At 71.8% G+C, this 8,897-nt stretch carries 8 protein-coding genes; 4 read left to right on the forward strand and 4 right to left on the reverse strand.

Annotated features, from left to right (window positions below; translation table 11 throughout):
- Positions 1–53 precede the first annotated feature (53 nt).
- Together ACGFIQ_RS28765 and sigJ are read left to right on the forward strand one after the other, a co-directional pair.
- Positions 54–494 carry a carboxymuconolactone decarboxylase family protein gene (locus ACGFIQ_RS28765; RefSeq protein WP_393248603.1) on the forward strand — a complete coding sequence of 147 codons (441 nt, stop codon included), beginning with the start codon at positions 54–56 and terminating at the stop codon, positions 492–494.
- Entirely contained in the window at positions 491–1,369 is an 879-nt protein-coding gene (sigJ, locus tag ACGFIQ_RS28770; protein WP_393248604.1) for an RNA polymerase sigma factor SigJ, read from the forward strand. Before ACGFIQ_RS28765 ends, sigJ begins: the two co-directional genes overlap by 4 nt.
- Before the next feature lie 84 nt (positions 1,370–1,453).
- Here the strand turns inward: sigJ and ndk are convergent, their stop codons facing one another.
- A complete protein-coding gene (ndk, locus tag ACGFIQ_RS28775; RefSeq protein WP_393248605.1) occupies positions 1,454–1,879 on the reverse strand; it encodes a nucleoside-diphosphate kinase in 426 nt (141 codons plus the stop codon).
- A 141-nt stretch (positions 1,880–2,020) separates the two neighbouring features.
- On the opposite strand from ndk, the gene ACGFIQ_RS28780 reads away from it, so the two are divergent.
- Entirely contained in the window at positions 2,021–3,538 is a 1,518-nt protein-coding gene (locus tag ACGFIQ_RS28780; RefSeq protein WP_393248606.1) for a VOC family protein, read from the forward strand.
- A 30-nt stretch (positions 3,539–3,568) separates the two neighbouring features.
- Here ACGFIQ_RS28780 and ACGFIQ_RS28785 read toward each other — a convergent pair whose 3' ends face one another.
- Genes ACGFIQ_RS28785 through ACGFIQ_RS28795 form a run of 3 tightly spaced genes read right to left on the reverse strand, consistent with a single transcriptional unit; the run spans position 3,569 to position 7,940 of the window.
- Entirely contained in the window at positions 3,569–3,994 is a 426-nt protein-coding gene (locus ACGFIQ_RS28785; RefSeq protein WP_393248607.1) for a DUF4233 domain-containing protein, read from the reverse strand.
- Entirely contained in the window at positions 3,991–5,325 is a 1,335-nt protein-coding gene (locus ACGFIQ_RS28790) for a bifunctional folylpolyglutamate synthase/dihydrofolate synthase (protein ID WP_393248608.1), read from the reverse strand. Before ACGFIQ_RS28790 ends, ACGFIQ_RS28785 begins: the two co-directional genes overlap by 4 nt.
- A complete protein-coding gene (locus tag ACGFIQ_RS28795; RefSeq protein ID WP_393248609.1) occupies positions 5,322–7,940 on the reverse strand; it encodes a valine--tRNA ligase in 2,619 nt (872 codons plus the stop codon). Before ACGFIQ_RS28795 ends, ACGFIQ_RS28790 begins: the two co-directional genes overlap by 4 nt.
- Before the next feature lie 69 nt (positions 7,941–8,009).
- Here ACGFIQ_RS28795 and ACGFIQ_RS28800 point away from each other — a divergent pair, with 69 nt between their 5' ends.
- The gene (locus tag ACGFIQ_RS28800) at positions 8,010–8,696 is read left to right on the forward strand and encodes a hypothetical protein (RefSeq protein WP_393248610.1); all 687 of its coding nucleotides are present in this window, start codon (positions 8,010–8,012) and stop codon (positions 8,694–8,696) included.
- Positions 8,697–8,897 lie beyond the last annotated feature (201 nt).

Genomic DNA, 8,897 nt, shown 5'->3' on the forward strand with positions numbered 1-8,897 from the left:
AGCCCCGGTCGGTCCGTCGTCTCGGTGTCGGAACCGATCAGGGAGGTAGAGCCATGGAGCGGATGAACGCGGCCGAGGTCGCGCCGCAGGGATACAAGGCCGTCCTGGGCCTGGAGAAGTACGTCCAGACGAACGTCGACCACACCGTGCTGGAGCTGGTCAAGCTCCGCGCTTCGATGATCAACGGGTGCGCCTTCTGCGTGGACATGCACAGCCGGGACGCGCTCGCTGCCGGCGAGTCGAGCCGGCGACTCTTCGCGGTGGCGGCCTGGCGCGAGGCACCCTTCTTCGACGAGCGGGAGCGGACCGCGTTGGCGCTCACCGACGCGGTGACCCGCCTCGGCGAGCACGGAGTGTCGGACGAGGTGTGGGACGCCGCCGCGAAGGTCTGGCCGGAGAAGGAACTGGCCGATCTGATCCTCGCGATTGCCACAATCAACGTGTGGAATCGGATCGCCGTGACGACGCACACGGAGCCCCCGGCACAGGTGTGACGACCGAGGCGGCAGACGCGGCCGGTGCGCTCCAGGCGCACCGGCCGATGCTGCTCGGGCTCGCGTACCGCCTGCTCGGCAGCCGACACGACGCGGAGGACGTGCTCCAGGAGGCGTACCTGCGCTGGCTCGGCGTGGACCGGTCGGCGGTGACGGAACCGCGCCGGTACCTGTCCCGGGTGGTCACCCGCCTGGCCCTGGACCGGTTGCGGGCCCGGCAGGCGGCCCGCGAGACGTACGTCGGCACCTGGCTGCCCGAGCCGGTGCCGACCGCGCCCTCACCGTTCGGACCGTTGGACCGCGCGGAGCTACGCGACTCGCTCTCCACCGCGTTGCTGCACGTCCTGGAGCGGCTGACCCCGCCGGAGCGGGCGGTGTACGTCCTGCGCACCGCCTTCGACCTGCCGTACACCGAGATCGCCGAGATCCTGGAGCGGTCCGTCGACGACTGTCGGCAACTGCACCACCGGGCGAGCACCCGGGTCCGTCAGGAGCAGCGTCGCTTCACCGCCAGCCGGGCCGAACGGGAACGGTTGCTGGACGCGTTCCTCGCCGCTGCCCGCGACGGTGACCTGGCGACGCTCACCGGCCTGGTCGCGGCGGACGCCACGGCCTGGAACGACGGCGGTGGTCGGGTCCGGGCCGCCCGCAACCCGGTCAGCGGCGCGGACCGGATCGCCCGGTTCTACGCCGGGATCTACGGCCCCGGCCGCCGCCCGGTGACCGTGCGTCCGGTCGAACTGAACGGGGAACCCGCCATGGTGATCACCCGCTCGGACGGCAGTCGGTACACGTTGACCATCGCCGCGGCCGACGGCCGGATCACCGGGATCTACATGGTCGGAAACCCGACGAAACTGCCGCCGGTCGGCTGAGCCCCGAACCGTCGGACGGCCCGGCCCGGCCCGGCCCGGCCCGGCCGGGTCGGGTCGGGTCGGGTCAGCCCAGCTCGGGTCGGGTCAGCCCAGCTCGGGGAACCAGAGCGCGATCTCGCGCTTGGCGCTGTCGGCCGAGTCGGAGGCGTGCACCAGGTTCTCCCGGTTGGACAGCGACAGATCGCCCCGGATGGTGCCGGCGACGGCCTTACGCCCGTCGGTGGCACCGACCAGCCCTCGCACCACGTCGATGACCTGGTCTCCGGAGAGCACCAGCGCGACCAGCGGACCGCTGGTCATGAAGTCCTTCAGCGGCGGATAGAACGCCTTCTCGACGTGCTCGGCGTAGTGCTGGTCGGCGAGCGCGGCGTCCATCGTCCGGTGCACCATCGCGTCGATCCGCAGCCCCTTGCGCTCGAAGCGGGAGAGAACCTCGCCGACCAGGCCACGGCGGACCGCGTCGGGCTTGATCAGAACGAGGCTGCGCTCATCCGGGCTGTTGCTGGACACGCTGGGTTCCTCCTGTGCACGCTGAACGCTGGGAATCGGTACGGTCAGCGTAGCGACCCGGTCCCGGCGCCGGCGCGGCGGCCGGTCTTTCCCCCGGTGGCCGATCCGGCCTAGCCTGACCCTGACCCCGGGAGGTCCACTGTGGCGAATGGCGGGAACCGGCCCATCGCGCCGGTACGCAAGCTGATCGGCACGGTGCTGGGCACCGTGGCCACCTTCGTCGTCCTCTTCGGGCTGGGCATGACCAGTTGGGCCATCGTGGCTCTCGGGGTCGCCCTGCTGGTGCTGGCGATCGCGCTGGCGACCGTACGCGGTGGCGGGCGCACCTGGGTGGTCGGCGTCGGGCACGTGCACAGCGCCTCCGAACCACCCACCCAGTACGCGTTCGGCCGCTGCGAACTGCAACTGGTGCTCGACGCGCCAGGTCTGCCACCCCGGTCCAAGAAGATCATCGAGCCGAGGGTGCCGGTCTCCAAGTGGCCGTCGCTGGGCCAGGCCCTGCCGATCCGGGTCGCGTTGGACGACCAGCGGCACGTCAAGGTCCTGTGGGACGAGGTGCCCACCCACGCCGAGACCGCCGCCGCCGTCGCCGACCTTCCGCCGGAGTTCGCCGACGTCGACGCCGTGGACGAGGTGCTGATCCAGCAGGATGCCCCGCCGTGGGCCGACCGTGCGCCGGACGACGACTTCCGGGACGACTTCGGCGACCCGCTCGGTGACCGGTTCCACGAGCCGCTCGGCCCCGACCCCGCACGCCCCGACCCGCTGCGCCCCGACCCGCTGCGCCCCGACCCGCTGCGCGACGACCCGGGCGTCCGGCCCGAGGACCGCGAGCACGTGGTGATGCACCAGAGCCCGGGCGGTCCCGTGGTGTTGGAGGGCGTCCTCGTCGACCAGCAGGCCGGTGGCGGGCTGCCCCGGCGGGCCACCCCGGCGCCGCGCCCGCCCGCCGAGGAGCACTTCGACGAGCCCGCCGCCGACCGGTTCGCCCCACCGGCGACCGACCGGAGCGACGTGCCGGCCGCCGACCGGGGCAACGTGCCGGCCGCCGACCGGTTCGCCCCACCGGCGACCGACCGGAGCGACCCACCGGCCGCCGACCGGATCGCCGACCCGCCGCCCGCGCAGCGGTCCGGTCCGGGCGCGACCGACCCGCTGGACCCACTCGATCTTCCGCTGGACGATCCCTCCACGGTCGGGGCGGCACGCGCGACAGTCACCGACGCGGACCTGGACGAGGCGATCTTCGGGTTCGCCGGGGACACGGCTGCGGACCCGGCCGCGCCGATCAGCGGGGTGGGCCTCACCCTGCTGGTGACCGACCTGTCCCGGTCGCTCGACTTCTACCGCGACGTGCTCGGCTTCAGCGAGGTCGACCAGGGCGCCGGCAACGCCGTGCTCGCCTCCGGCACGACCCGGCTCGTGCTGCGCGAGGTGACCGGGGCGGCGCCCATCAGCCGTCGGCTGGTGCACGTCAACCTCGAGGTCAACGACATCGAAGCGGCGTACGAACGGCTCCGCGGGTCGGGCGTGCGTTTCACGTACGCGCCCCGGGTGGTCAACCGGGGCTCGAAGCTGGAGGTGTGGGCGGCGGCCTTCCGCGACCCGGACGGCCACGGCATCGCGCTCACCCAGTGGCGCGAACGCGCCGAGGCCTGACCCGGCCCGGGGCCGTCGCCCGGTCCGCCGTCAGCCGAGGATGACCCGACGGACGTGCAGCGCGTACGCCCAGACCAGGGCGAAGATGACGCCCAGGGCGAGCAGCGACCAGTGCAGCAGGCCGCCCAGCATCAGCAGACCCTGGAGTACCGTGCCGGCGTGCCACGCCCAGGGGCGGCGCATCATGCCGGCGACCACGACAGCGGCCACCGCCAACGCCACCACGGCACCGATGGCGGCACCACTCAGGTCACCGCCGACCACCCGGATCGGCTGGATCGCCAGCAGCAGCACCAGCGCCTCCAGGCTGAGCGTGCCAGCGCCGAGGCCGCGGACCGCCCGCTCCGGGTTGCGCAACCCGGAGCGTCGGGGCTGCCCGGCCGTGGGTTCCTCCCCCGTAGGCCGCTCGACCGGCGCGCCGGTCGGCGTGTGCGGCTCCCGCTCTGGGCTGGTCATCGCTTCAGCAGCCGGCGCGCGTCGGCGACCGTCACCACTGACCCCGTGACCAGCACGCCGACCCCGCTGAGCTCACCGGGAACGTTCTCCTCGGCCAGCGCGACGGCCAGCTCGATCGCGTCCGGCATCTCCTCGGCCGACTCCACCCGCTCCTCGCCGAAGATCTCGGCGGCCAACTCGGCAAGCTCCTCCGTGGGCATCGCCCGTGGCGAGCTGTTGCAGGTGACCACCACCTGGTCGACCACCGGCTCCAGCAGCTCCAGCAGACCTTCGGCGTCCTTGTCCGCGAGTACGCCGATCACGGCCACCAGCTTGCTGAACGCGAACTCCTCCTGAAGCGCGGTGACGGTGGCCTTCATGCCGTGCGGGTTGTGCGCCCCGTCCAGCAGGATGGTCGGGGCGTTACGGACCCGCTCCAACCGACCTGGCGAGCTGGTCGAGGCGAAGCCCTCCCGGACCGCCTCGATGTCCAGCTGACGTCGCGCCCCGGCACCCAGGAACGCCTCCACGGCGGCGAGCGCCACCGCCGCGTTCTGCGCCTGGTGGGCACCGTGCAGGGGAATGAACACGTCGTCGTAGACGCCGCCCAGGCCCTGCAGGCTCAGCACCTGGCCGCCGACCGCGACAGCCCGACCCAGTACGCCGAACTCGGCGCCCTCCCGGGCGATGGTGGCCCCGACCTCGGCGCAGCGGTCGAGGAGCGGACCGGCCGCCTCCTCCTCCTGGGCGGCGGCGATCACCGTGGCGCCCGGATGGATGATGCCGGCCTTGGCCAGCGCGATGTCCTGAAGCGTGTCACCCAGCCACTCGGTGTGGTCCAGCCCGATCGGGGTGATCACACAGACCCCGGCCTGGATGACGTTCGTGGCGTCCTCGGCACCGCCGAGGCCCACCTCGACCACCGCGATGTCGACAGGCGCGTCGGCGAACGTGGCGAACGCCAACGCCGTCGTCATGTCGAAGTACGTCAGCGGCTCGTCCGACCGCGCGTCCACCAGCTCGGCCAGCGGTTTGATCTCCCGGTAGACCGCCGCGAACCGCTCCTCGCTGACCGGCTCCCCGTCCAGGCTGATCCGCTCCCGGACGGTCTCCAGGTGCGGGCTGGTGTAGCGGCCGGTGTGCAGCCCGAACGCCCGCAGCAGCGAGTCGATCATCCGGGCGGTGGACGTCTTGCCGTTGGTGCCGGTCAGGTGGATCGCGGGATACGCCCGCTGCGGGCTGCCGAGCAGGTCGAGCAGCGACTCGATCCGGTCCAGTTCGAAGACCATGCGGGTGAAGCCGCGGGCGTTCAGCTCGGCCTCGACGGCGGCGAATTCGGTACGGTCGGTCACGAGGACAGTGTCTCCAGAGCAGCGTCGATCCGGACCAGGTCGGCCTCGGCGGTGGCGAGCCGGTCGCGGATCTTCGCGACCACCGGCTCGGGGGCCTTGCCGATGAAGGCAGGGTTGTCGAGCTTCGCCCGGGCCTGCGCGACCTCCTTCTCGGCGGCGGCGCGGTCCTTCGTCAGCCGGGCCCGCTCGGCGGCCACGTCGATCGACCCCCGGGTGTCCAACGCGACACCGACCGCGCCGGGCATGGCCAGCGTGGCGCTGGCCTGGAAGTCGTCGCCGGCCGGATCGAGCCGGACCAGGGAGCGGATCAGCGGCTCGTGGGCGTCGATGCCCGCCCCGGCGAGCCCGTCCAACCGGGCGGCCACCCGCTGGGTGGGGCGCAGCCCCTGATCGGAGCGGAACCGCCGGATCTCGGTGACCACGCGCTGCACACCGGCCAGCTCGGCCTCGGCGGCGTCGTCGACACGCGAGGGGTCGGCCACCGGCCAGGCGGCGGTCTGCACCGTCTCGCCGCCGGTCAGCGCGAGCCACAGCTCCTCGGTGACGAACGGGATGACCGGGTGCAGCAGCCGCAGCAGCTGGTCCAGCACGTGCCCGAGCACCCGACGGCTGGCCTCGGCCCGCGCACCGCCCTCGGCGAGCACCGGCTTGCTCAGCTCCACGTACCAGTCGCAGACGTCGTCCCAGGCGAAGTGGTAGAGCAGGTCACACACCTTGGCGAACTCGTACGCCTCGAACTGCTCGTCGACCTCGGCGGTGACGTGCGCCAGCCGGGACAGGATCCACCTGTCGACGGTGGAGAGCTGCTCGGCGGGCGGCAGGTCACCCGTGGTGTGCGCACCGTTCATCAGGGCGAAGCGGGTGGCGTTCCAGAGCTTGTTGCAGAAGTTGCGCGAGCCCTGGCACCACTCCTCGCTGACCGGCACGTCCTGCCCGGGGTTGGCGCCACGGGCCAGGGTGAACCGGGTGGCGTCGGCACCGAACCGGTCGATCCAGTCCAGCGGGTCGACCACGTTGCCGAACGACTTGGACATCTTCTTGCCGTGCTCGTCCCGGACCATGCCGTGCAGGGCCACCACGTCGAACGGCTGCTTGCCGTCCATCGCGTACAGGCCGAACATCATCATCCGGGCAACCCAGAAGAACAGGATGTCGTAGCCGGTGACCAGGACACTCGTCGGGTAGAACTTGGCCAGGTCCGGGGTCTGCTCCGGCCAGCCGAGCGTGGAGAACGGCCAGAGCGCGCTGGAGAACCAGGTGTCCAGCACATCCTCGTCCTGCCGCCAGCCGTCGCCGGTCGGCGGCTGCTCGTCCGGGCCGACGCAGACGATCTCGCCCTGCGGGCCGTACCAGACCGGGATCCGGTGCCCCCACCACAGCTGGCGGGAGATGCACCAGTCGTGCATGTTGTCGACCCAGGCGAAGTAGCGCTTGGCCAGCTCGGCCGGCTCGATGCGGACCCGACCGTCGCGCACCGCGTCGCCGGCGGCCTGCGCGAGCGGGGCGGTGTTGACGAACCACTGCAACGACAGCCGCGGCTCGACTGTCGTCTTGCACCGCGAGCAGTGCCCGACCGCGTGCACGTACGGCCGCTTCTCCGCGACGATCCGGCCCTGCTCGCGCAGCGCCGCCACGATCGCGGGCCGCGCCTCGAACCGGTCCAGCCCCTCGAACGGGCCGGGCACGGTGATCACCCCACGCTCGTCCATGACGGTGAGCGCGGGCAGGTCGTGCCGCTGGCCGATCTCGAAGTCGTTGGGGTCGTGCGCCGGGGTCACCTTGACCATGCCGGTGCCGAACGACGGGTCGACGTGCGCGTCGGCGACGATCGGGATGCGGCGGCCGGTCAGCGGCAGCTCGACCTCGGTGCCGATCAGGTGCTGGTACCGCTCGTCGTCCGGGTGCACCGCCACGGCGGTGTCCCCCAGCATCGTCTCGGCCCGGGTGGTGGCCACCACGACCTCGTCGCTGTAGCGGATCGAGATCAGCTCACCGTCGTCGTCGGTGTGCTCGACCTCGATGTCGGAGAGCGCGGTCAGACAGCGTGGGCACCAGTTGATGATCCGGTTGGCCCGGTAGATGAGGCCCTCGTCGAAAAGCTTCTTGAAGATCGTCTGGACGGCACGGGTCAGCCCCTCGTCCATGGTGAAGCGCTCACGGTCCCAGTCGACGGAGTCGCCGAGGCGCCGCATCTGCCCCAGGATCGCCCCACCGGACTCGGCCTTCCACTGCCAGACCCGCTCGACGAACTTCTCCCGGCCGAGGTCGTGGCGGGACAGGCCCTCGGCGGCGAGCTGACGCTCCACCAGGTTCTGGGTGGCGATGCCGGCATGGTCCATGCCGGGCAGCCACAGCGCCTCGAACCCCTGCATCCGCTTACGCCGGGTCAACGCGTCCATCAGGGTGTGCTCGAACGCGTGGCCCATGTGCAGCGAGCCGGTCACGTTCGGCGGCGGGATGACGATGGCGAAGGGGGGCTTGTCGCTGTCGGCGGAGGCCCGGAAGTGGCCGGCGGCTACCCACTGCTCGTACCGCCGCTGCTCTACCTCGCCGGGCTGGTACTGGCCGGCAAGGGTCGGGGCGTCGGGGCGTCGGGCATCCAGTCTCTCGGTCACCTGACAAGTCTACGGAGGGCTTCCGCGGACCTGACGTGCGCCACCTGTGGTTCGCGTACGGTGTCGGCTATGTCCGACGCACATCTCACCGAGCGGTCGCTCGACGGCGGTCGCGAGCCGGTCGAGCTGACCGAAGAGCCGATCCACCTCAGCACCCGGGACTCCGGCGGCGACCCCGACGAGCGCACCGGCGGCTGGTCGAGACGGCGCAAGATCGGTTGGACGGTCGCGCTGGTGGTCGGCCTCGTGGGTGCCGGTGTGCTGGGCGCCGCCGGCTGGCGGGTGGCACAGCAGAAGGACACCGAGCTCACCTCACCCCCGCAGGTGGCCGGCCTGACCCGGGACGACAGCGAACGGGCGAAGAGTACGGCCGACTACCTGCGCAGCGGCCTGGCGGCGGACATCGAGTTGGACCGCAGCTTCGGCACGGTCTACCGCGACCCGGCCGACGACAAGCGCTCGGTGCTCATCTTCGGCGGCACCACGCTGCTCTGGCAGCCGGAACGCGATCTGGAGAGCCTGTTCCGCCTCATGTCCGACGAGACCGGTGCGGTGAACGGGCTGCGCGAGGTGCCCGCGGGCGACCTGGGCGGCGTGATGAGGTGCGGCAGCACCAGCGGCGAGGGCGGCGACTTCGCGGTGTGCGGGTGGGCCGACCACGGCAGCGTCGTGATGGCGATGTTCCCCGGACGGTCGGTCACCGACGCAGGCAGCCTGCTCCGCGACCTCCGCAAGGACATGCAGACCCGCAACTGACCCCACTCTCCTCGCCCGTCCCCAAGGTCGAACCAGGCCCAGCCCTCGCCTCGGTTGATCGACTCGGGTTTGCTGGAATCGGGGTGTCCCGCGGTCGTGGATACCGCGATTTCACGAAAGTCGAGTCGATCAACCCGTGCGTGGTCGGGATCGCGTCGTAATCGGGGACCGTGCCGTAATCGGGGACCCTTGCCGGGTCAG

The organism is Micromonospora sp. NPDC048898, from assembly GCF_043198035.1.
Classification (GTDB): domain Bacteria; phylum Actinomycetota; class Actinomycetes; order Mycobacteriales; family Micromonosporaceae; genus Micromonospora.

What these genes read in the sequence shown, in the direction of transcription:
- ACGFIQ_RS28800 (WP_393248610.1), top strand. Translation starts at nt 8,010, where the DNA reads ATGTCCGACGCACATCTCACCGAGCGGTCGCTCGACGGCGGTCGCGAG.
- ACGFIQ_RS28785 (WP_393248607.1), bottom strand. Translation starts at nt 3,994, where the DNA reads ATGACCAGCCCAGAGCGGGAGCCGCACACGCCGACCGGCGCGCCGGTC.
- ACGFIQ_RS28765 (WP_393248603.1), top strand. Translation starts at nt 54, where the DNA reads ATGGAGCGGATGAACGCGGCCGAGGTCGCGCCGCAGGGATACAAGGCC.